General features: G+C 49.0%; 21 protein-coding genes. 8 read left to right on the top strand and 13 right to left on the bottom strand.

The window, feature by feature from the left end; genetic code table 11:
* Window positions 1–93: 93 nt before the first annotated feature.
* The 4 genes from J3369_RS02340 to J3369_RS02325 all read right to left on the bottom strand — a co-directional run bounded on the left by J3369_RS02340 (window position 94) and on the right by J3369_RS02325 (window position 7,362).
* Entirely contained in the window at window positions 94–1,035 is a 942-nt protein-coding gene (locus J3369_RS02340) for a histone deacetylase family protein (RefSeq protein ID WP_349583351.1), read from the bottom strand.
* Window positions 1,032–2,873 (bottom strand): GNAT family N-acetyltransferase, encoded by a 1,842-nt coding sequence (locus J3369_RS02335; protein ID WP_119503259.1) that lies wholly within the window; start codon window positions 2,871–2,873, stop codon window positions 1,032–1,034. The genes J3369_RS02340 and J3369_RS02335 overlap by 4 nt, the downstream gene beginning before the upstream one ends.
* Window positions 2,874–3,056: 183 nt before the next feature.
* Window positions 3,057–6,167: an efflux RND transporter permease subunit gene (locus J3369_RS02330; RefSeq protein WP_349583348.1), complete on the bottom strand. Its 3,111-nt coding sequence runs from the start codon at window positions 6,165–6,167 to the stop codon at window positions 3,057–3,059.
* A gap of 34 nt (window positions 6,168–6,201) precedes the next feature.
* Window positions 6,202–7,362 carry an efflux RND transporter periplasmic adaptor subunit gene (locus tag J3369_RS02325; protein ID WP_349583346.1) on the bottom strand — a complete coding sequence of 387 codons (1,161 nt, stop codon included), beginning with the start codon at window positions 7,360–7,362 and terminating at the stop codon, window positions 6,202–6,204.
* Window positions 7,363–7,469: 107 nt separating this feature from the next.
* Here J3369_RS02325 and J3369_RS02320 point away from each other — a divergent pair, with 107 nt between their 5' ends.
* Entirely contained in the window at window positions 7,470–8,093 is a 624-nt protein-coding gene (locus tag J3369_RS02320) for a TetR family transcriptional regulator (protein WP_349583343.1), read from the top strand.
* Here the strand turns inward: J3369_RS02320 and J3369_RS02315 are convergent.
* Together J3369_RS02315 and J3369_RS02310 are read right to left on the bottom strand one after the other, a co-directional pair.
* The gene (locus J3369_RS02315) at window positions 8,090–8,743 is read right to left on the bottom strand and encodes a DNA-J related domain-containing protein (protein ID WP_349583340.1); all 654 of its coding nucleotides are present in this window, start codon (window positions 8,741–8,743) and stop codon (window positions 8,090–8,092) included. The genes J3369_RS02320 and J3369_RS02315 overlap by 4 nt on opposite strands.
* Entirely contained in the window at window positions 8,730–9,224 is a 495-nt protein-coding gene (locus J3369_RS02310; protein ID WP_349583337.1) for a YbaN family protein, read from the bottom strand. Before J3369_RS02310 ends, J3369_RS02315 begins: the two co-directional genes overlap by 14 nt.
* 81 nt (window positions 9,225–9,305) lie before the next feature.
* Here J3369_RS02310 and J3369_RS02305 point away from each other — a divergent pair, with 81 nt between their 5' ends.
* The 3 genes from J3369_RS02305 to J3369_RS02295 all read left to right on the top strand — a co-directional run bounded on the left by J3369_RS02305 (window position 9,306) and on the right by J3369_RS02295 (window position 13,186).
* Window positions 9,306–11,342, top strand: a complete 2,037-nt coding sequence (locus J3369_RS02305; RefSeq protein WP_349583334.1) for a marine proteobacterial sortase target protein — start codon at window positions 9,306–9,308, stop codon at window positions 11,340–11,342.
* 12 nt (window positions 11,343–11,354) lie between these two features.
* Window positions 11,355–11,933: a class GN sortase gene (locus tag J3369_RS02300; RefSeq protein WP_349583332.1), complete on the top strand. Its 579-nt coding sequence runs from the start codon at window positions 11,355–11,357 to the stop codon at window positions 11,931–11,933.
* Between the two features lie 107 nt (window positions 11,934–12,040).
* Window positions 12,041–13,186 (top strand): DUF21 domain-containing protein, encoded by a 1,146-nt coding sequence (locus J3369_RS02295; RefSeq protein WP_349583330.1) that lies wholly within the window; start codon window positions 12,041–12,043, stop codon window positions 13,184–13,186.
* 363 nt (window positions 13,187–13,549) lie between these two features.
* Here J3369_RS02295 and J3369_RS02290 read toward each other — a convergent pair whose 3' ends face one another.
* The 4 genes from J3369_RS02290 to J3369_RS02275 all read right to left on the bottom strand — a co-directional run bounded on the left by J3369_RS02290 (window position 13,550) and on the right by J3369_RS02275 (window position 14,692).
* A complete protein-coding gene (locus J3369_RS02290) occupies window positions 13,550–13,708 on the bottom strand; it encodes a hypothetical protein (protein WP_349583327.1) in 159 nt (52 codons plus the stop codon).
* Window positions 13,709–13,711: 3 nt separating this feature from the next.
* Window positions 13,712–13,870, bottom strand: a complete 159-nt coding sequence (locus J3369_RS02285) for a hypothetical protein (RefSeq protein WP_349583324.1) — start codon at window positions 13,868–13,870, stop codon at window positions 13,712–13,714.
* A gap of 303 nt (window positions 13,871–14,173) precedes the next feature.
* Window positions 14,174–14,299, bottom strand: a complete 126-nt coding sequence (locus J3369_RS02280) for a hypothetical protein (RefSeq protein ID WP_269748469.1) — start codon at window positions 14,297–14,299, stop codon at window positions 14,174–14,176.
* Window positions 14,300–14,569: 270 nt separating this feature from the next.
* Window positions 14,570–14,692 carry a hypothetical protein gene (locus J3369_RS02275; protein WP_349583321.1) on the bottom strand — a complete coding sequence of 41 codons (123 nt, stop codon included), beginning with the start codon at window positions 14,690–14,692 and terminating at the stop codon, window positions 14,570–14,572.
* A 175-nt stretch (window positions 14,693–14,867) separates the two neighbouring features.
* On the opposite strand from J3369_RS02275, the gene J3369_RS02270 reads away from it, so the two are divergent.
* Window positions 14,868–15,152, top strand: coding sequence for a hypothetical protein (locus J3369_RS02270; RefSeq protein WP_349583319.1), 285 nt, complete (start codon window positions 14,868–14,870; stop codon window positions 15,150–15,152).
* A gap of 441 nt (window positions 15,153–15,593) precedes the next feature.
* Here J3369_RS02270 and J3369_RS02265 read toward each other — a convergent pair whose 3' ends face one another.
* On the bottom strand, window positions 15,594–17,843 hold the full coding sequence (locus tag J3369_RS02265) for a TOTE conflict system archaeo-eukaryotic primase domain-containing protein (protein WP_349583317.1): 2,250 nt from the start codon (window positions 17,841–17,843) through the stop codon (window positions 15,594–15,596).
* Window positions 17,844–18,322: 479 nt separating this feature from the next.
* Between J3369_RS02265 and J3369_RS02260 the strand changes: the two genes are divergently transcribed.
* The 3 genes from J3369_RS02260 (at window position 18,323) to J3369_RS02250 (ending at window position 20,516) form a co-directional block, all read left to right on the top strand.
* The gene (locus tag J3369_RS02260) at window positions 18,323–18,841 is read left to right on the top strand and encodes a hypothetical protein (RefSeq protein ID WP_349583314.1); all 519 of its coding nucleotides are present in this window, start codon (window positions 18,323–18,325) and stop codon (window positions 18,839–18,841) included.
* Between the two features lie 144 nt (window positions 18,842–18,985).
* Window positions 18,986–20,263 (top strand): hypothetical protein, encoded by a 1,278-nt coding sequence (locus J3369_RS02255; RefSeq protein ID WP_349583311.1) that lies wholly within the window; start codon window positions 18,986–18,988, stop codon window positions 20,261–20,263.
* A 52-nt stretch (window positions 20,264–20,315) separates the two neighbouring features.
* Complete coding sequence (locus J3369_RS02250) at window positions 20,316–20,516, top strand: hypothetical protein (protein ID WP_075607545.1); 201 nt, start codon at window positions 20,316–20,318, stop codon at window positions 20,514–20,516.
* Between the two features lie 8 nt (window positions 20,517–20,524).
* Here J3369_RS02250 and J3369_RS02245 read toward each other — a convergent pair whose 3' ends face one another.
* Together J3369_RS02245 and J3369_RS02240 are read right to left on the bottom strand one after the other, a co-directional pair.
* Window positions 20,525–20,857 (bottom strand): hypothetical protein, encoded by a 333-nt coding sequence (locus J3369_RS02245; RefSeq protein ID WP_349583308.1) that lies wholly within the window; start codon window positions 20,855–20,857, stop codon window positions 20,525–20,527.
* A gap of 362 nt (window positions 20,858–21,219) precedes the next feature.
* A complete protein-coding gene (locus tag J3369_RS02240; RefSeq protein ID WP_349583306.1) occupies window positions 21,220–22,794 on the bottom strand; it encodes a TnsD family Tn7-like transposition protein in 1,575 nt (524 codons plus the stop codon).
* Window positions 22,795–23,049 lie beyond the last annotated feature (255 nt).

The following is a 23,049-nucleotide window of genomic DNA, read 5'->3' as shown; positions in this document are numbered from 1 at the left end:
CCCTGCGGCTCTCTACGAACACATGCCGTAGCGAGTTTTGCAGGCAACACAGCTCTACCCGCACGCGAAAACGACCACCGATGCAAATCAGAATCACGCGCCGCCGGTTTCGTTGGCGTCGCCTTGTAAACCCTTGATGTGAGCGACAACGGAGCGGGCCAGGGCGCTGTGGTTGTAGCCACCTTCCAGAGTGCTCACGATTCTGCCGTGGCAACAGGCATCAGCGACTTTTCGCAGTTCTGCGGAGATCCACTTGTAATCGTCTTCCCGCAAGCGTAAATGCGCCATGTGGTCTTCTGCATGGGCATCGAACCCTGCAGAAATCAGGATCAGCTCGGGTTTGTAGTTCTTCAGTGCATCGAACCAGTAAGACACTTTTTCCCGGAACGCTTCACCCGTAGCTCCCGCGTCCAGTGGTACACCGAGAATGTTGCTGGCAGAAACCGGTGCGCCGCTATGGGGATAGAACGGGTGCTGGAACGATGAGCACATCATAATGCGCTCATCACCGGCAATAATATTCTCCGTGCCGTTACCGTGGTGTACGTCAAAATCCACAATGGCTACCCGGCTTAAATCATATTGTTTCAATGCGTAACGGGCGGCGACAGCAATGTTGTTAAACAGGCAGAATCCCATGGCCGATGCATATTCTGCGTGGTGGCCGGGCGGGCGCACGGCACAAAATGCCTGCCGGTCCTCTCCGTCCATTACCCAGTCAACAGCATCAATACCGGCTCCGGCAGCATACAGCGCAGCGCTCAGCGTAATGGGAGTCATACCTGTATCGTCTTCCACCCACACCAGACCCGTTTTCGGCGAGCGCTCAAAAATACTGTCGACATAGTAGGGGTCATGAGCTAAGACCAGATGTTCTTTCTTACATGGTTTAGCATCGGCGTGCTGGCAGGTCATTTCCAGTCCTGACGCCAGTAACTGATCGTCGATGGCATACAAGCGGTCCGGGGATTCCGGATGGTCATGCCCCACATCATGATGCAGGCAATCCTTGCCACGAAATATCCTCACTGTCACGCTTCATCCTCCAATTTCAATTCCAGTTCAACATCGCTGGGATCACTGGAAAACAGGCGCTTAAAATTAGCATTCTCGAAAATCGCAATCATCGGCTTATTTTCAGCCCGCACATAGGCCAGCATGCGACGCATCTTTCTGGCTTTGGCGATATCAATCAGGCGGGACAACAGCAACTTAGCCATGCCCTTCCCTTGCTGATTTTCACGGGTAACAAATGCCGCCTCGCAGGAATTATCTTCAGGATTAAAGTAGAACCGGCCCACTGCGTGAATCGTGATCCGCGAACCTTCCTGACGCACAATACACAACGCCGCATCAGTGCGCTGATCCACGCTCACCAGATTACAGGATTTCTCCCGTGACATTTGTTTAGGGTCATAGTTGTAACGCAGGCGCAGCGTCTCTTTCGTGTGGGAATAGAAAAACTCCTGAAGACGGCGTTCATCTGCCGGGTTCAGCGGCCGCAAATAATAGGTCTCACCCTGAATCACCAGTTTCTGTAACTGAATCGCGCCCAGTTCAGGAATATCCGTCGGGTACTTCTCCTGATAATGGGGCACCCAGTAATTCTTGCGGACTTCTTCCAGTAACTGACCCCGGAATTTGGGATGCGCTACACGGATAAGCTCCATGGCGCGCTCGCGGATACTCTTGCCCCGCAAAGACGCCACGCCGTATTCCGTTACCACGTAGTGTACATTCCCCCGGCTGGTTACCACGCCCGCCCCTTCTGTGATACAGGGTTTTATACGGGATACCGTTTCGTTTTTTGCCGTAGAAGGTAAAGCAATGATGGGCTTACCGCCTTTGCTCATAGACGCGCCGCTGACAAAATCAACCTGCCCGCCAATGCCGCTGTAAAAATCGTAACCAATGGAATCAGCCACCACCTGTCCGGTGAGATCCACTTCAAGGGCACTGTTTATAGCTACCATTTTGTCGTTTTTGGCGATGTTGGTAGGCTTATTCACATAACTGCTGGGGTAAAACTCAATATGCGGGTTGTTATCAATGAAGTCATATAATTTGCGGGTACCGATAGCAAAGCTGGTCACCACTTTGCCAGGGTGAAAAGTCTTCTTCCGGTTGGAAATCGCACCGGACTCAATCACTTCAATAATACTGTCTGTGAGCATTTCACTGTGAATGCCCAGGTCTTTATGGTGAAGTAAATACTTTAACGTGGCGCTGGGAATTTTACCGATGCCGAATTGCAGGGTTGAGCCGTCTTCCACCAGCATCGCCACGTATTGCCCAATCCTTTCGGTAATGCTGTCTATGGGTGGCGGAGCTACCTCAACCAGCTCCTGGTCCGCCTGAATACATGCTGTAATTTCGCTAATATGAATATAGGAATGTCCTGATGTACGGGGAACAGACTCATTGATTTGCGCAATCACGATGTCGCAATGCCGTACTGCCGACATGCATATATCTACCGATGCACCTAACGAGCAGTAACCGTGTTCATCCGGCGGACTCACGTTTACCAGCACCGCATCCAGTTGCAGTGTGCCGTCAGTAAACAGGCTGGATATTTCAGATAGGAATACAGGCGTGTAGTCGGCCCTTCCTTCATCTACAGCACGGCGCACTTCTTCGCCGCCGATAAAAAAGGTGTTTACCTTAAACAGCTGCCGGTGTTGCTCCTTTGCCCAGCGCGTGTCGCCCAACGCCAGCATGTGCACCATTTCAATGTCACTGAAGCCTGTACTGTGATCGATTAGATCCTGAATGAGAGCATAAGGTACAGAGGCATTACCGCCTACAAATACACGACAGCCCGATTTGATGAGTTGGTTCCATACCGGTTTTGGAGGTAAAACCACAGCCATGTCAGCATTCTCCGCATCAATACGTTTTACAGCATGACCGGCATCTTGCCATATTCTGCTCTGAAGGTATTGATCGGAATTAATTTTTAAGACTAAAAGCGGACACGCAAGGCGTTTAAAAGGCGGGAAATAAAAACGCCGCCCTGCAAGCTGCAGGGCGGCGTCATTCAGAAGTGCTACGGATTACTCTTCTTCAGTGGCTTTCTTTGCGCCAAACCACTTCACGACCATCACATAGAACATAGGTACGAAGAAGATAGCCAGGAAGGTTGCAGCGAACATACCACCCATTACAGCGATACCGATAGCGTTCTGGCTTTCAGAGCCCGCGCCGGAGGAAATAGCCAGCGGCGTTACACCCAGAATGAAGGCCATGGACGTCATCAGGATAGGACGGAAACGTTGCTTGGCAGCAGTCGATACCGCTTCCATTAAGTCCATACCGTGCTCGTACTGTTCCTTAGCGAATTCCACAATCAGAATGGCGTTTTTCGCTGCCAGACCTACTGTGGTTAAGAACGCTACCTGCAGGTAAACGTCGTTCGGCAAACCGAATAACCAGGCGGCAACTACCGAACCTAAAATACCTAACGGTACCACCAGCATTACAGCGAATGGTACAGACCAGCTTTCATACAGTGCAGCAAGACACAGGAATACTACCAGAATAGACAGCGCATAAAGCATAGGTGCCTGCGAACCGGCGGCCTGTTCTTCATAAGACAAGCCGGACCATTCCAGACCGAAGCCCGGTGGTAACTGCTTCACCAGTTCCTGTGCCACGGCCATTGCCTCACCTGACGATACGCCGGGTGCAGGACTACCCTGAATATTCACAGCAGAGACACCGTTGAAACGTTCCAGTTTAGGCGAGCCGTAATTCCACTCCACTGTAGAGAACGCGCTGAACGCTACCATGTCACCATCACTGTTGCGCACGAACCATTTTTCCAGATCTTCAGGATCCATACGGTAAGCGGCGTCAGCCTGCATATACACACGCTTGATACGCCCGGCGTCAATGAAGTCATTCACGTAAGTAGAACCCCAGGCGATGCTGAGCGTGCTGTTAATATCACTGAGTGACAGGCCAAGCGCAGACGCTTTTTCACTGTCGATGTTAATCTTGAACTGAGGCACATCGCTCAGGCCATTCGGACGTACACCCACCAGCTTCGGATTCTGCGCCGCCATGCCCAGGAACTGATTACGGGCATTCATCAGGGCTTCGTGGCCGTTACCGGCGCGATCTACCAGTTGGAAATCAAAGCCCGTTGCGTTACCCAGTTCACGGATTGGTGGCGGTAGAATCGGGAATGCCATGGCATCTTCGATTTGTCCCAGAGCACCGTAGGCCTGGTTAATAACGGTAAACGCACTGCTGGACTCGTCCCGTTTCTCCCAGTCGACCAGGTGAGCAAAGGCCATCCCTGAGTTCTGCGCAGCACCGGTGAAACTGAAGCCGACAATGGTAAACATGTCTTTCACCACATCGCCTTTGGTGTCCAGGAAGAAATCTTCCACCGTCTTCATCGATTCCAGCGTACGGCCGGCTGTTGCGCCCGGAGGAGCATTAACCAGTACCATTACCCGCCCCTGATCTTCATCCGGTAAGAACGAGCCTGCCAGCTGACTGAAAATAAATGCCATGCCGCCAACCAGTACCACGTAAATCAGCAGGAAGCGTTTGATTTTACCCGCCATACCCACAGCCGCGCGCTCGTAGCCGTCACGACCTTTGTTGAAGTTACGGTTAAACCAGCCGAAGAAACCTGTTTCACGCTTGTTCATCACATCTTTTTTGCGCAGCAGTACGGCACATAAAGACGGGGACAAGATAATTGCCACCAGTACCGAGAAGGTCATGGCTGCAACAATAGTGATTGAGAACTGACGGTAAATCGAACCGGCAGAGCCGCTGAAGAAAGCCATCGGGATAAACACGGTGGAAAGCACCACAGCAATACCCACCAGCGCGCTGGTGATCTGTCCCATGGATTTGCGGGTTGCTTCCTTGGCAGAAAGCCCCTCTTCTTCCATGATACGTTCGACGTTCTCTACCACAACAATGGCATCATCCACCAGCAGACCGATGGCCAGAACCATGGCAAACATGGTCAGTACGTTAATGCTGTAGCCGAAGGCAAACAGAACCGCGAATGTTCCCATCAGTACAACAGGTACGGCAATAGTGGGTACCAGTGTCGCCCGCCAGTTTTGCAGGAACAGCAGCATCACGAAGAATACCAGTACAATGGCTTCCAGCAGGGTTTTAACCACTGATTCAATTGACAGTTTGATAAACGGCGAACTGTCGACCGGATACACCACCTCAACACCGTCAGGCAGGTTCACCGCCATTTCTTCAACTTTGGCTTTTACCCGTTCAATGGTGTCCAGTGCGTTGGCACCGGTCGCCAGAGATACCGCCATACCGGACGCCGGCTGACGGTTATAACGGGCAATGTAGCTGTAGTTTTCAGAGCCCAGTTCAACCCGTGCCACGTCTTTCACGCGCACCTGTGAACCGTCGGTGTTAACCCGCAATACAATATTTTCGAAATCTTCCACGGTACGCAGGATAGACTGCGCCGTGATAGTGGCATTGATTTGCTGACCTTCAATGGCCGGCAGACCACCAAGTTGTCCGGCAGAAATGTCTGTATTCTGGGTTTGTACTGCGCCCTGAACATCCACAGGGGTCATGTTGTAGCTGTACAGTTTGTCAGGGTCCAGCCAGATACGCATAGAACGCTGGGCACCGAATACACGGGTTGTACCCACGCCGTTCACACGGGAAATGGGATCCTGATATTCTGATACCAGCAGGTCACTCAAATCGAACTGGGACAAGCGCCCGTCTTTAGAGTAGAAACCGATAACCACAGCAAACGTATCGTTTGATTTAGTCACGGTTACGCCCTGCTGCTGAACCTGTGTAGGTAACAGGGAGACGGAGCTTTGTACCTTGTTCTGAGTCTGAACCTGCGCGGTGTCCGGGTCAGTGCCAGGCTCGAAGGTCAGGGTAATCGTCATCCGGGTATTTTCACTGCTTGATACGAAATAACGCAGATTGTCGATACCCGACAGACTTTGCTCAATGATTTGGGTGACGGTATTTTCGATAGTTTCCGCAGAGGCGCCGGGATAAGACGCACTGATGGTTACCGAGGGAGGGGCAACCTTGGGATACTGTTCGATGGGAAGACCTTGTATAGACAAGAGGCCGGCCATGATTGTGATCAGAGCCAGCACCCATGCAAACACAGGGCGATCAATAAAAAAACGTGCCATAAAGAATGTGTTCCTGCCTGAAAATTAGTCGCGCTTACTGTCCGTTTTTCGCCTGAGCGTTACCGGCCTGCCAGGGTTTAGCATTCACCTGCATACCCGGCTGCACTTTCTGATAACCGGTCACAATGACTCTGTCACCAGCCTGCACGCCACCTTTCACCATGTACTGATCCTGCCATGCACCTGATACAGTGATCTGGCGGGGCTCAACTTTGTCCGACGCATTCACCGTCATGACCACCATCGAACCGTCTGGCTGACGGGTGGTCGCACGTTGCGGTACCAGTAACTCATCAGTGTTAGACAGCACCACGGTGGCTTTCACGAAAAGACCCGGCATCAACAGTGAATCAGGGTTAGGCAGTTCTGCACGCAGTGCAACTGCACCGGTTGTTTCATCTACCGTCACTTCAGAGAATTTCAGTTCACCCTGATGTCCATACGCTTCACCTGTGGTTTCATCCAGAATCAGCTTCACCGGCAGAGTACCACTTTGCTGCATCGCTTTACGCAGTGTCAGAACACCTTTTCCGCTTTGCTGCATATCAACATAAACCGGATTCAACTGGGTAATGGTAGCCAATTGTTGTTCCTGACTGGCTGTTACCAGCGAACCGACGGTGACATAACTGCGGCTGATCTGACCGCTGATAGGGGCATACACTTTGGTGTAGTCTAAATCCACTTTAGCTAAATCTACCGCGGCCTGGGCGACACTGATTTGCGCTTCTGCCTGCTCGGCTTCAGCCAGTGCATCATCATACTCCTGACGGCTGACGGCGTTGCGGCTGAGCAAATCTTTATAACGGGCTGAACGTGCTTCCAGCGTTTTCAAACTCGCCTGCGCACTTTTCAGATCAGCTTTCGCACTGGCCAGTTGTGCAGCGTAGCGGGCGTCATCGATTTGGTAAAGTTGCTGGCCTTTTTCCACCAGCGCACCTTCTTCAAACAAACGTTCGGTGAGCACACCTTCTACCTGCGGACGCACCTGCGACTGGCGCATCGGGCTTACACGCCCGGGCAGTGTAACCGTGTGCTCTACCTGCTGACTGGCAATTGTCACTACAGACACAGAAGGTGCGGGTTGCTGACCACCCTGGCTTGCCTGAGCGGCTTGTTGCCCGTTTTGGTCAGAACAGCCACCGGCAACGGCCAGCGCTATCGCTGTGACGGCAGTTAAAAACAGTTTTTTCATAACAATAAGTCTTCCTGATACAGCCACGGGGGCTGGACAATTGCGCATTAAAGGTTTACCTTCTAAAGATACGTTCTTGTATGTATGTTGTCAATCTCGCGGAGAATATGATGCGCAGAACAAAAGAAGATGCTGAGCTCACAAAACAGACCATATTAAAGGCCGCTGTCGATGTTTTTACAGAGCGCGGTGTCGCTAAAGCATCCCTTGAAGAAATCGCCCGCAAGGCAGATGTGACAAGGGGTGCCGTGTACTGGCACTTTAAAAACAAAATGGAGATCTTCGATGCGCTCCATGAGAACCTGCATACTCCTTTTATCGAACGGATCATGGAAGGACTGGAAGCTGAACACCCCAATCCTGTCGGTCAGTTACAGGAGTTATGTACGAACATATTCCTCGATCTCGATCAAGATGAGCAACTACGTAAAACACTTACACTTTTCATGTTAAAATGTGATTACAGTGGTGACTTAAAGTGTAGTCAGGAAAAGCACACTACGGCAAAGTACGACAAGATTCAGGCGTTCTCTGCCTACTACAAACGGGCCATCAAATTAGGCCAGTTGTCTGCGGACATTACACCGGAAGATTACACCCTGGCGATGAACTGTTTTATGCGTGGTATTTTGTCGGAATATCTGGAAGCGCCGGAAGCTTTCGACATCACCACGAAAGCCCCCATCCTGATGAAAATCTATTTCGGCGGATTACGTACCGATAATGTTTAGGCCAGCGGTTCCTGCTTAACCGCACTCAGTAATACTTCACAGGCCCTAACCAGTTCAGCAGCAACCGGATTCTCCCCGCCTTTGTCAGGATGGTGCCTGTGCAGTAAATGACGATACTGTTTCTTTATCAGGCTGCGGGTCAGTCGTATATCCGGTGCGATCTCCAGCACATTGCGTGCTTCATTAATCGTGTTTTCGTCTGTGGACATGTGAATCCCGCTGCCCATTTTGACCCAGAAACTGTCTATCAGCGCATCCACATCTTCTTTGCCGGTGCTGTCAAAATTATCCCAGTTCAGATAATAATCCCGCAGCGGATCTGCCAGTGCCGGGGTTTCTGTTGATTCCGCTAAGGGTTCCAGCCGGATGGCCGTCGTGTGGATGTTCAGTAAGCCCTGCTTTTCCGCCAGCCATTCATCCTGAAGGCGGTAAAGACAATGGAACAGAATAAAGTGACAACGGAAAAGCGCCAGGCTGTCGCGCAAAGCGGTTTCATCGAAAAGGGAATACGGTGTTTTTTGTAACAGACTGATAAGCTCAAATTCGCTGATCCCTGCTTCGAACCGGCTTTGCATCGCATAGAGTGTCAGTTGTAAGTGTCTGAGTGTAGTTTCATGACCAGCAGAGAGTGTCATGTCAGACTTTGCCATCCGGCAACTCAGGTTCTGGCAGACGCCACAACCAGATAAGCACACACAACATCATGATATCCGTACCGGCCATCACCCAAACCGGCGTGGCTGTTACCGCCATGATCACCGCCGACAGTGACATACCTGCCGTGGCAGCATATTTTGCACTGCGCGGCATACAGCGCCCGTTTCGCCAGTGATGAATTATCGGTCCGGTGACTTTGTGATTGTCCAGCCATAAAGCCAGCGACGGTGAACTGCGGGCCGCCAGCCAGGCAGCAATCAGCACGAAGACCGTTGTCGGCATACCCGGCACGACCACACCAATAAACCCAAGCGTCAGACTCACACAGGCACCCAGCATTAAACACCACCGGTAAGGTGCTGTTAACATGCTGTTTTTACGGCTAGTCCGGTGCGACATAGATAACTCAGAACCGTGTTGCTGTGTGTGTAGAGGGATATCTTTCACTTTACTCCATAATTCGCCTGAATTCATTGCTTCTTCGCCACATATCCTCCGCAAACTTGCCAGATTACAGTGCTGAAATAATCCTACACACCGTAACGGAAGACGCTCATGTTCACGCATCCCATCCGCCGCTGCCCTGCCCGCAGCCACTTTAATTTGTTGCTGTTGATACTCTTCATGTGGCCGGCTTTTGCTTCTTTTGCTGACACACTACCCCGCTACCAGTCCGGGAATATGACGTTACAAAGCAACGACGCAAACGGGCAGGCCGCTTTACATGTACTCACGGATGCAGATGTTCAGATCAACGGCGTACTGGTGAACGTGACGTACCGGCAGATTTTTAAAAACCAGAGCGACGGGCCGGTCAATGGTGTGTACACCTTTCCGCTGCCGGACAAGGCGGCTGTTACTCATATGACTATCCGTACCGGCTCACGGGTGATTGAAGGCATTATCAAGCCACGGCAAGAAGCCCGGCACCTTTACCGCGACGCCGTCGTACAGGGAAAACGGGCTGCACTAACTGAACAGCAGCGCCCCAACCTGTTTACGCAGCAAGTCAGTCATATCGCACCGGGAGAAACCATCGAGGTCACACTGCAATTTCTTGATATCGCAGAGTTCCGCCGGGGCGAATTCTCATGGAGGCTGCCAACAACACTGACACCCAGGTACATGCCGGGTATGAACATGAGCAGCCGTGAAACGGAGAGCCCGGCAAACACTGAGTATGCAGACCCTGCAGCTCTGTTTCCGCCGTTTATTCTGCCGGGCAGTGGAAAGACAAATCCTCTGGCACTCACTATTTCTCTGAATGGTGGCATGCAACTTACCTCGGTGTATGCACTGTATCATGACATCGATCTGACAAGACAGAACGACAAGTTCACTATCACACTTAAAGAGGGTCATAGTGAAATGGACCGTGATTTTGTGCTTCGCTGGCTCCCGGCCCCTTCTGCAGAACCGGTCGCAGCCCTTTTTACCGAGCAATCCGGTGATGATTATTTTTCCCTGCTAATGGTGATGCCCCCGGCCATCACACAGCCGCAAACGCTGCCCCGCGACATCACATTTGTCATTGATACATCGGGTTCTATGCAGGGACAGTCAATTGTTCAGGCTAAATCCAGTCTGATTGCAGCCATTGATAAACTTAAGGATAACGACCGTGTTAACGTCATCGCGTTTAGTGACCGTTTTTCGCTGATGTTCGCAGAGGCAAATTTTGCAACGCTTCCCGCCAGACAAGCGGCGCGGCAATGGGTAAATCAGTTGCAGGCCGGTGGCGGCACACAAATGTTACCTGCGCTGACTGCGGCCTTTTCACAGAATGCGCAGAATGAACGCCTCCACCAGGTGGTATTCATTACTGACGGAGCTGTGAGTAACGAGGCAGAGCTGTTCAGCCTGATCAACAACTTCGCAGGCACATCGCGGTTGTTCACAGTAGGGATTGGCTCTGCTCCCAACAGTTACTTCATGCACAAGGCAGCGCAGGCTGGCCGTGGCACCTATGAATTTATTGCCAATCCGCAGGATATTGCCCCGCAGATGAACAGTCTGTTCGCAAAGCTTAACCACAGTGCAGCCAAAAACATCCAGCCGGGCTGGCCGGAAGATGCAGAGGTATATCCTGCAAATACGCCGGATTTGTATCTTAACGAACCCCTGCTGTCTTTTGCCTCCACAAAAACGCCTGTCAGCAGTGTCAGCGTAAGCGGTGAAACCGCCAGTCGGCTCTGGTCGCAAACGCTCACGTCATCGGATATGCCGGAGGGTAGCGGCGCCGGCGCACACTGGGCCAGACAAAAAATTGCCCATATTGACGATGAAGGGCGAAGCGGCTCTCTCAGCGAAGAAGACGTTAAAGACCAAGTGACAGCGGTGGCGTTGCAACACAGTCTGTTGTCCCGCTTTACTTCATTTGTTGCTATCGATCAGTCACCGGTGACTTATGAAAACAGCCCCCGTCCGCCGCTCCGTCTGCGGGTAGCGAATCAACTGCCGCAGGGCATGTCACATCAGCAACTGCAATATCCGCAAACCGCCACCACAGCGAAACTGACACTCTGGCTGGGTATACTGTGTATTGTTGCCGGCCTCGCTTTACTGTTCTGGCAACGGATAAAAGTAAGATAAGGTGGCCGTGCAGTGAGGATAAAAGAAAAATACCTGAAGACCGCACTCCCCGCTCTGCTTCTGGTAACCGGCATCCTGTGTTTTGGCAATACATTATGGATTGCGGCAAAAGCAGTATTAGCGCAACGGCTTATTGCAGATGCCTGGGAGGAAACCCTGGAAACCGGCCGCACCGTTAAACCATGGTCATGGTCAGATACCTGGCCCGTGGCCGTACTGACCTTTCCCGGCCACAACCAGCGCCTGTATATGTTGTCGGGGAGTCATGGCAGCAGCCTGGCCTTCGGCCCCGGCCACATAGACGGCACAGCACTGCCCGGGGGAACCGGCACACAGGTGTATTCCGGTCACCGTGACACCCATTTCAACTTTCTGCAGCATGTGCAGAGAGGAGACACCTTTCAGATCCAGGACAGCCACGGACAATGGCGTACCTATCGGGTGAGTAAGACCAATATTGTCGATTCACACACCCACCGCTGGTTCATCGAACGGAACAAAGACGAAATCCAGCTTATCACCTGTTATCCGTTTAATGATATGACGCCCAATCCCCGTTTGCGCTTGATTGTACTGGCAGTTCCTGTTTAATACGCTACGATTCCCATATTCTTTCGTGTCGATAAAAATTCCGGTTAACACTATTTGCTTTACCGGTTTACACTCGCCACCCGTTTACTACCAGGCAATAATTATTTATGGATTTTGCGTTAAGCAATCAGGAACTTTACGTATGGCTCGGGATCCTCTTTTGTATCTCCCAGTCGGCCATGTTCTCCGGACTAAACCTGGCATTCTTTTCAGTCAGCCGTTTGCAACTGGAAATGGAAGTCAGCCACGGAGATAAAACCGCGGCGAAAATTCTGAAGCTGAGACAGGACTCGAACTTCCTGCTAACCACTATTCTGTGGGGTAACGTGGGGATCAACGTGTTGCTGGCATTGCTGTCAGACTCTGTGCTGACGGGCGCAGCCTCGTTTCTGTTTTCTACCGGTTTTATTACCATTTTCGGTGAAATCATGCCGCAGGCTTATTTCTCCAGAAATGCCATGCGTATGGCGTCAGTATTATCACCGGTAATGCGTTTCTATCAGATCATTCTGTACCCCGTTTCCAAGCCGTCGGCCTTATTGCTTGATGGCTGGCTGGGCCGCGAAGGCGTTGAGTACATGCGGGATAACGATCTGCGTAAGGTGATCAAACAGCACGTGGACGCCGAAGAAGCAGAGGTTGATCATGTGGAAGGTACCGGAGCACTGAACTTCCTTGCCATCGACGAAGTTTCGGTGATGCAGGAGGGTGAATTACTGGAGCCGGAGTCCATTATTCAGCTACCCGCCAAACTGGACTTTCCCATTGTGCCGGAGTTCGTGCGCAACAGCTCAGATGAGCTTCTGAAGAAAATTAACCAGAGCGGGCATAAATGGGTGGTACTCGCCGATGAGACAAATAACCCGTTACTCATTCTTGATGCTGACGGTGCTTTGCGGGCAGCCCTTTTTGATACCGACAAGCCGTTTGATATCTATGATTTCTGTCACCGCCCGTTAATCGTGCGGGATGAAACTTTGATGTTATCCGAAGTACTGTGGCATCTGAAAGCGCAGGAAACACTGGATGCCCACGATGATGGCACCATCGATGTTGACGTAGTACTGGTTTGGGGCGCACAACCCCGCATCATCACCGGAGCGGACATTCTTGGCCGCCTGTTAAAAGGCATCAGCGCCGTAACCCCTGCCAGCGTTTCAAAGAATGCGGTTCAGGGCAGCACCGCCGTTGAAGTTGAGATAGAAACCAAAGCCGAACAGCTCACCACCACCATCAACGAGTCCAAGGCTTGATCGGGTAAAGTCACCATCCCATATCCGGGATGGTGAAAACATTCATCCACTCAAATATCATAAAACGACTAGAGCAATAGACTGAAGTCCAAGCTGATATCGAGATAAAAAAGTGACTTTTAATTTAAAAGTCACTTTTTAAAATGAACACATTATTTCTTGCACTATGATGTGAGAATATTATCTTGAGAGAGTTTATTAAAACTCTAATTGCAATTCAGTTAACTACTAAAGAAAAAATAGTCAACTAACATCAAAGAAATAAAGATAAGAATAAACCAAAAACCTATATTTTCAATTTTTGAATATTTTTTCCACATCGATTTCCCTCTAAATTGACTATATTGATTAGAGTTAAGTAAATCATGGAATATTATGAGTTAGGTCGTAGACTTCTGAACCAAGCCAGCTTCCAAATTGGTTCAAACCTCTTATTCCACTTCCTATACCATAACCTACATAATAGAAAAGACCTTCGCCCCCGGATACGACCAGAATTTCTTCGTTAGTTAAATCTTTCATATTTTAAGGCACCTTATGTAAGCCATCATAAAGTCCTGCGCCAATTTCACTACCGATTCGATCAAAGGCTCCAGATCCATAACCTGTAATTAATAATGCCCACAGAGCTACAACAATACCTCCGGACACTTCTTCAATTTCAACTTGATTCAATTCAATCATAATAAATTTCCCTATAGTTATCTAACTGAGTATCTCTTTGGCATATTTCGAAAGTTGCCCGGATACGTAATTAACATACCGCAGCAACTTATTATGTGTAAGCTGTACCAAAGCCTATATTTTTACTCCCAATATAAAAAATTAGAAAATACTTAAAAAGAATCATGAACCGGCTTAACTAAAACGAAGACAAAGTAGTCTTATAGACCTCTGAATAAAACCCATTCGATTTCTATAAATATCAAATTAAAACGAAGACTGTTAAGAGGCCCACTGATGTGCCTACATCTTAAGCATAGTCGTTTAAAGATCTAGCAAAAAGGCTTCTACATCTTCAAACGTTTGAGAATTTTCTGCGAGAGTTTGCTCACCTATCGCAATAAATGCCAAAAGTGCGAATGCTTCATCATCATGCTCTTGTGGTTCCACTTTCTCTCTCCTTTTATTACGCGTCAGTCATCGCCCTAAAATTGGCGTATCGACCAGCCGGTTATCCGAATCCTTGTTAAGTTCTAGCGTAATTACAAGCACATAGCTACTAACAACGATTCGCACGGGAGTTAGTATCAAAGTGATACTAACTCATTGTTTATAAGAGACTATTGATCTAACCCTTACCTTATACTAGCGTAAAGAGAGATACCACTGACACGATAGCATGACATGCTCACTTACCCCGATGGCTGGCTACTTTACACACTAACCGCTGACAACGCCGCTACCCAAGTTTGCCTCGTCACGCTCTTCAATGACAATTCGATGAGCGTTCACTGCGCAAGACAAGGTGCTGTAGCTATCCACATGGAAGAAGGTAGCTATCATTGGACCGCCTCAAATGGAGAGATCTCAATACTGCATCCACTCAAAGAGGGCTGCGTGCGCTCATTGCAACGGGTGTTATTGGACAGCGAGCTGGCAAATTGGCGTGCGGCACACGTGACCGTGCAGCGTATCCGGCTCAGCGACATTTCCCTAGACCAAGCATAAAGGAGACACCATGACTGTATATTGCAATTATGTATGGAAGGTGGATGCAGACACGGAGCCTCGCGATCTGCTGACCCAATTTGCGCGGGAACACTTTCACGCCCATGAGGCTGTGCCCATCGATACCACCCAATATGGCATTGATCATGGCTTGAATGATGTGCGAGCTGTCTTCAAATCCGAACAACATTGGATTGCTTTCTGCTGTCGCTATCAGCACAATGTGGTCGCGACCGAAAGCAAAGTCCTAGCCTTCGCCCAGGCCCACGGCCTGACGGTCGAGCGCATGCGATAGTAAGAACATACCGATGTCGTCATTTTCCGCTGATTTGGTCTTTACGGTCATCCCATCGTCGATCACCCGCTTGGCTGCCACCCATGTCGGGGTAGAAGTCCTGCATGTGCCTACCGGTTTCATTGCCCGCTCGGTGGACTTGCCGTCACAGTATCTCAATCAACAAGCAGCGCTAGCTATCTTGGCGAGCCGATTAACGACTCATGATTAGGGTTAATGTATCGTAGGTATCAACGAGAAAAGAATTAAAAATACCACGGAGTACACTTCGAATTATGCAGCCAGTTAGATAAACATGGATTAGCATTCTGGGTCAAAGAAGCTTGTCAGTTTTGCCGCTACCGATCCTTTTGACACTATACCCAACGGCCTTATATCCATTAGCACGCTTTTTCCACATTCTCTGTAGCATGGGAAAATCATCAATATAATCGTGCACCGTTACTTCTGTTTTATTCGGGTAGTGACGCTGAATACGGCCAGCGTACTGGGCCACAATCCCTTTCCATGAAATTGGGAGGGCCAAAAACAAGGTATCCAGATAAGGCAAGTCAAAGCCTTCCCCCACATATTTACCCGTCGCAATGATGACAGTCCTTTCAGGTAATCCCTTCTGAATCGTTCAATCCGCTGTTTACGGATCTTAGTACTCACGCCACCATGCAGCTCAATAGTATTGATACCTTGTGTATTTAATTGCTCGCTGAGTATTGCAATATGTTCTTTACGTTCACTGAGCACCAGACATTGATGCTTGGCTTCTATTGCCTGGGCAATGCTGCGCGTGATGAGCTGATTTCGAGACGCATTGTCTTGCAGGTATTGATACATCTGGGTGATTTTTACCGGCACCGAACCATCCACCCAAGACGGAGGAAAGGCGATTTGGGTATCACAGCCATAGGCCGTTTGACTGAATTTTACCGACTCTGGTTTAGACTCAAATAACACCGCCCCAAGTTGAAAATACATTAGCTTTTCCAACCCATCTTGTCTTTTGGGCGTCGCGGTAAAACCAACCAGGAATTGAGGCGCGACGTTCTTTAACAACGTTTCATAGTTTGAGGCCGGAATGTGATGGCATTCATCGACAATAATTTGCCCGTAGCTATCTACTTTGTCATGAATATCAATGCCATTTCTACTGATCAGGCTTTGATACGTCGCGACGTCTATTCGTCCGTTTAATTTAGTCTTTCCGCCTAAGAGGAAGCCCATCTCAGCGTCTTTGAGGAATATCTTGCATCGCTCAATCCATTGTTCCGCCAGCGCCTTATTGTGCACTAATACCAATGTATTGACTGCGCGTTTGGCGATTAATGCCAGTGCAACAACGGTCTTACCAAACCCCGTATTCGCAATGACCAGTCCATGTTCATTCTCCAGTAAGGCTTTTAGCGCTTTCGCTTGCTGGCTGCGAAGCGTGCCCTCAAAACGCAGGGCCGGGAGTCGCTGACCAGCATAGCGTTTATCCTGATATCGGATAGTACAAGCCTGTTGTTCCAGTAACGCTTCAACTTGTCCTTTTAGTCCTCTGGGCAGGTGCAGATAGCCCGATTCAATGTGCGCCGCACACAGATAGCGAGGTACGCCAATCGTTGAAAATCGCATCGCCTGGCGTTTAAAAAAATCAGGATTGGCAAACACCGCTAACTTCTTTAAGGTCGCGACCAGTTTGTTGGGTAAAACCGCAATAGCAATATACAGCTTGTCAGCCACAACGATGTCGATTGTCGCGGGGCAGTCGTCAATTTTGGGCGTATTAAGGGTCGTCGATTTTTCCCAGGGTTTTAACTCGCCGACTTGCGGTTCCACGTCCACGTAATCGGCGAGACGCTCGAGTAGTTGCCGTATAGTGTCAGGTGATAGTTTGCCCGTCGCCGCCAGTGCTTGCCATTGATCTTCGACAACGCCTCCGTCAGCATCAATAAAGCAGGCGTTCCCCGACAAGCGAGGCTGTTTTTGTAACGGTAATGCAATGAGGTTCCCCATCCCGCCGCTGGGTAAGGCGTCTTGGTTAGGAAACATGCGGTCAAAGCAGTCAAAGTTAAGGGCCGGATATGTGTCCATGGTCAGATTGAGCAGCGCTGTGCCCAATTGGCGTGCGGATTTTGCCTCTGTCGCTTTTTCAAAAAAGAGCCACAAATGGCCGCCTTGTCCACTACGGGAACGCTCAACTAAGTAGTCAATAGACAGTGACTCACACACGTTTCGCAGTGCCGATATTGCCTCAAACCAGTCCGTTTTATCGAAGTCAAACGCTAACAGGTAACATTCATTTTGCGCCGTTAACGGGTAGATCCCAATCGTGCGTTGCCCTCGAAGATGGGCGTTAATGGCACTGTCATCAAAGCGATGGAAGGCTTGGTGGGCACATTCTGAACATGCCGTTTTGGGTTTGTTGCAGATCCCAGCTTGCCATTCATTGGCACAGGACGGGCTGTATCCGGCTTTGCCTCGCTGAGACTCCCAGCGGAAGGGGTAGACATCTTCGCGTCCGCGAAAGTATTGCTTAAACAGGGCAACCTTAGCCTCGGGTGTCTCAGATTGACTAAAGTACTGTGCTTGATGCGCCATGCTTTGTTGCAAAAGCGCACTACGTTCATTAAGCAACGCCGTTTTTTGTTCTTCCAATCGCGCCAGCGCTTCGACGATTTGCGCCAGCCGCGCCTGGGCTCCCGGGATTGTCATGCTACTCAAGCTCCATTATCGTTTGGCATACGCACCGTTGGGGGAAAGGAGCGCTTCACGGTTTAAGCAAATGTGCTCCCCCTTAGACTTGGAGCTTATCACGAATGCGCCATCCCAGCGCTGAGCATCCATTGCGTTTCTTGGGGCAACGCCTGTGGGTCGTCGGTGACGGTTTGCGAAACGTGCGATAACTGGCACGTTCAGGGGAAATGAACCTCCAACCGCGATTTTGGGCCTAATGGCGCATAAAAAGACATTATGTTTAATAGGTTTACAACCGCATTGTCGTGTAAAGATTGCCACTAACGACCTACTGAGTACCTGTTCGTCATTATTTTCTTGGATACTGCAACTTTGTATCTGTTTAGAATGTTGATACTGAAATTTGAGTGAAGAATTATTACCGCTTCACCCTGACATCTGGATTGAAAAAATAAGAATAACCACCTGTTTATATTAGAGTAATAAAAGGATGCAGTATGTTTTCTCAAAACCCCACCATTCCTAAGTCTTCTTGGTACGGTGTATACAAATTTATGCAGCTCGTTAAAAGTGCTGTTCTCGATTCGGCAGGTTTGGCTGGAGTTTTTTTAGGTTTAGTATTTTGGCTTGTAGATGAGCCTTTGAAGTGGATGGCAGAAAATTTCACATGCGTTTTTATAGCGTCTGGGCTTATCACTCTCTTCACAGCAGCATTAAAGCGTTCTGTTAATCCTGAACTTACAGGGGGCTGGAGTCTAACAGACTTTCTATTGCAATTAGTCGCGGTAATCTTTCTATGGTGGATTGTGATTGATGGTGTATTGCAAAAAAGTGAGAATGATACACAGCAAGACACGGTATCAACCGGTATCGAAACTCAACAGAAAAATTTAAAAGCTCATGAGTTAGATAGCCGCCAAAAACTGGCAGAACTAGGAGAGCAAATTTCTACATTATCAGCCCAGGTAGAACAACTTGAAGAATCGCTAAATACTTCACAAACACCTCAACAATAAAATTAACCATGTGGGTTCTAAGGAACCCACACATCAGTTGATGTATTCTCCCTTACGAGCACACACCAAATTTAGTATGTGGTAGTATCAATAACTAGATAATTAGAACTGGCATTCCTGCCATAAAACCCCGGATATTCATGGATGAGTTTTTATAATCGTAATTACAGCCCTAATTCCTTATGGCAGCGCTTTATCGTTAGCTCCCCATGTAATGTTTTGTTATGGGCAGCAGCACTGGCTTACGGCGGATACGTATCAGTTTTCTCTAGTGAAATCAGAGATATTACCCCCATCTCGTGGGAGCGTTCGCCAAATTGGTATTTCTGGTTAGCAATAGTAATATTCTTAGTTTTGCTTTCCCTTTTCAGTGCGCGTTCCAGCGCTATTGAAGCTAAAGATGAAAATACTCTCAAATCAATTATTACCTCTCCACCTGCTGATTTCTTGGAATACTTTGCTCGCAATTACGATCAGGCTTCGAATCAGTTAGAGATATTTGAAGCGCAGATGGCAATGACGGAAAGTATGCTTCTCGAAGTATGTTCATGGCTTGATGAGCAAGATATAGATGTTCACAATGAAACCCTACCGCCTTCAGGGAAATTGGAAGACATAGACATTGATATTCCTCCGGTCAATGAAGAAACGCCGGAGTCTAGAGAATTAGTGAAAAACAAGCTTCTACAAGCATACTCAACGACCAATGCCGCATTTTTCGAAAAGAAAGAAAACGGAAAGGAAGATTTGCGTTTTTTGCTTGTCACACTCATTGATCTAGTCAATAAATGGGATGCCCGAAATCGTCGCAGTCACAAAATTGTGTATCGTGCCAACATCATGAAAGTATTTTATTACGACGAAATGAAAGCAGAAGATGCTGAAGGGTGGCATCAAAAAGCGTCGAAATTTAGCGGAGGGCCTTTTTCTGATTATAGTGGTATTGTCATTTTAGAAGATAACGAATTAACAACGGCTACAGATACTCCGGAGCCAATACCTGATGCAGATAGAAAGCCAATTGCTTTCCCATTCACTTTGGTCAGAAATCAAGAGAAACCTAAACATCAAAACTTGTTAGGAGCGCCAATTGCAGTAGCTGAAAGAAGCTACTCATACCTGAAGGATATCGGAGATATTTATCATCACTACTCCAAACGTGAAAATACACTAAATTGGTCAGGTAGCGTTGAAAGAAACCTTAGACAATACTATTTAACGGAAAGCACTGGGATTGCACATTCTTTATTAAGTATCCCTCTGACATCAGCTTTTAAACAGGAACGCGTTAAGTGGGTTGTAAATATTTATCGTGATCAAGATGGGTTGTTGTTTAACGGAGAGAAAGTATCTGATTTTCTAAACATTATTGAACCCTACCTAGTTTTAATTCGTAAACGGTTATACATTCAGCCTGAATAGCAAATAATTTTAAACTCTGCTATGCTGAAGGCACAACAGAAGGAGTGCGGTTATGACAACTATGTCTGTTCTCAGTGCAGAACAATTAAAAGCACTAGATCCCAAAGAGCGAGAGAGGATTACTCGAGCGGCGAAACTGAAGGTATACCAGAGCCGAGGTTGGATCACCCCTGAACTAAACAAAACTGCTGATAAACTGCGAAGAGAGATGAAAGAACGTAGTGATATAGCCAGAATGGCTTACAGTCGTTGATTTCTGTTCTAAAAGCCAAGCTTTAAGCTTGGCTTTTGTTTTATTGTCAGTTGATAAAGCCTTTCATACCTATTAGCCACAATCTCAAACGACCTCTCGGCATCGCCTATAATTTCCACCTGGGGCGTAGGGATACCGGTTCTCTCATCAATATCAATGTAAAAGACGTGAAATTCACAATCGTCTGCGCCGAGTGTATTGAGCTCACGCATCAGGCGTAAAAAAAGAAATAAATGAGGCGCGGGAATAGCAGCGTGACACGACAGCACCACATAAGGATGAGGACCGATAAAACGGGCGAGGCTGTGGTTATCAATACGCGTGGTTGTCCAACGTGTCATGCTTTTCATCCTGAGGTAGTCCCCCCTCAAAAAAATTGGGTTTGGGGGCGGTTTGTTGGTTTCAACCCATTCTTATTTTCCCAAGCTTCGCTTGGCCGTGTTCCAGTAGGTCGCCTGCTTTACACAATGTGGTGTTTTCACTTACCTATCTCACTCAAAATGGATAAAAATCCATTCTGTTCATTAGCCAATAAAAGCCCTATCACACCGATTGCTTATCAATTTAAGGGGCGTTATCTCTTTCGTATTACCTTATTTATATCTGTAGGACCCTTTTTTGGGTTTTTACAGTAACAATTTTAAAAAAAAAGCTAAGTCATTGATTCCGGCATCAGAGAGTGACTGGTTTGACCACAAAGCTATTATTTATCAATGATTTGATATGCAACGAGTTGCGCATGGGTACGCGGCAACTTGGTCAGGTTTTTCCGTAAGTGCCCGTTGTCGCCTATCGCTCTGCCTGCGGCACTTAGCGACTGTGGGTACGGCGCAGCAAGCTGCTGGAGCGCTGCGATCAGTCGCATATCTTCTTTGGCCCAATCAAAAGGCGGTGGTGTCGGCGCACGACGGGGTGGCAGGCACTGTTTGAGCGCTTCCCGATCATGATGATACAGGTAGAAAAACGCCTGGCTTTCCTTTTGCTTGATATCCTTTTGTAGCCAATCAGGATGGGCTATTCGCGCCTGCTTAATCACATAGATCGCCTTTACGCGTTTATGCTTGTGGGTGAGGACTTGTCGCCATTGACGAAGCCCCCGGGTATTTGCAATCACTTGCTCCACATAACCCATTCCCACGCCGAGGTTGTTGGCGATGGTACGTCGATGACGCCCTAACAAGGCTTGAATGATCACACGATGCCGCACGCGGGCATCGAACATCAGGGCATTGTGCCGATAGCTTACCTGGTTGAGCTGCGCGATACGCCGTACATAACACCGTGATTTACCCAGGCGTTTCGCAATCGTGGCAAAACTTACCTGTTGTTTGAGTAGCGCCAGCGTTTTAGCCTCCAGACTGGCGGTATCCGCCAGCGGCAGCACCTGTTGCTCAACCGGCGAAATGGTCTTTTGATACCCTGTTGACGCACCATCAAAGAGCCAAAACCCGAGAAGAAGGTGTTTTAAAGGATGCGCTGGATACCCTGTCCGCTGGCGCAGCAGCGGCCCTAAAAACGCATAATCACGCAGAGACTCGGTGCCCCTATCGAGTTTCAACGACTCATAACAAGCCCCTAAGGCCTGCTTGACTTGCTGTAAGCGCAGTTGGTGGTGGCGTGTGATATAGCCTTTTCTGTCAAGGAGGTGGCGATAGTTATCCATCTGGTAGGGCTGCATCACGGAGGTACTGCACTGCTCGCTTACCGCGACACAGAATTGACTGAAGGCAGATGTGATAAGGGACACCGCAGATACCGGGCGCTTTTCTTGTGGTAGGGCAATGGCACTGTCTAGCGCTCCATCTCCGCACAGCACACCAGTCAAAGTGAGCTGATGGCGCTCACAGGCGATAAGGCCGGGAAGCTGGTGCCTGATATCAAAATAGGCAAAACCCAGCCTCTGACGCTGTTCACGGGCGCACAGTGGACAGTATTTGTGATGTAACGGGATATGTAGCCGGGCATGAGGAATGTTTGCCGCATGGGTCGATGAGCCCTCACCGGTTAGTAGCGTATGTTTAAGACGCCCTTGCTCATCGGCATGAAAAAAGCGAAACAGCGGATACAGCGTATGCTGTGAGAGTAATATGTCCGTACCTTTATCGGTAAGCGCTGAAAAGTCACGGATCCCTTGGGGAAGATAAGGGTGCAGCCGTACCTTAGTTTTGCCTAGCAATGCGTGATACGTGCGAGCCACGGGCCCCACACCATAGCGGATGTGCGTGCGGCTTAGCCAGCTAAACAGCGTTTCATAAGGTTGTAGCGACACCGTTTTCATACTCATCCTTGAGTGCGGGTAGCTGTTCTCTTAGCCAAAACACAATAGCCAGCCAATACAAGGGATGGCGCAGACCCTTTGACTGCCCGAAAGGCGAGAGCGTGATCCACAATACGTTCGTCGGGCGAGTAAACTGCCGGGCATACGCGGTAAATAGCCCGGCCAGGCACGCCTCGCCTAAATCGTTGCGCATTTGCGCAAACAAGGCATTCACGACCGTGCGATCACCTCGTCGAAGAGGTTTCGATAGTTTCA

Origin of the sequence: Alteromonas sp. NFXS44 (assembly GCF_040148705.1) — a bacterium.
In the GTDB taxonomy this organism is placed as follows: Bacteria; Pseudomonadota; Gammaproteobacteria; order Enterobacterales; family Alteromonadaceae; genus Alteromonas.
Note: the sequence above shows the minus strand (reverse complement) of the source record. Positions and strands in the feature narration are given on the sequence as shown.